Annotated in this window: 1 protein-coding gene; it reads left to right on the top strand. The window is 49.8% G+C overall.

All coding sequences use genetic code 11. The features are described 5' to 3' along the window. On the top strand, window positions 1-247 hold a 247-nt coding region (gene ccsA / locus CF394_RS00310), incomplete at both ends, for a cytochrome c biogenesis protein CcsA (RefSeq protein ID WP_165767410.1).

Genomic DNA, 247 nt, shown 5'->3' with positions numbered 1-247 from the left:
GAGGTTGGGTACAGGGCCGTTTCAATCGGGTTTCCAATCTTTACGCTCGGCGCGCTGATCTTTGCGATGATTTGGGCTCAGCTCGCGTGGACCAGATTTTGGGGCTGGGACCCGAAGGAAGTATGGGCGCTGATCACGTTTTTGTTCTATGCCGCTTACTTGCATTTAAGACTGTCAAGAGGCTGGCACGGTGAGAAGTCAGCATGGCTGGCCGTAATCGGTTTTGCTATTATTATGTTTAATTTAA

It is taken from the genome of Tetzosporium hominis (genome assembly GCF_002265435.1).
In the GTDB taxonomy this organism is placed as follows: Bacteria; Bacillota; Bacilli; order Bacillales_A; family Planococcaceae; genus Chryseomicrobium; species Chryseomicrobium hominis.
Note: the sequence above shows the minus strand (reverse complement) of the source record. Positions and strands in the feature narration are given on the sequence as shown.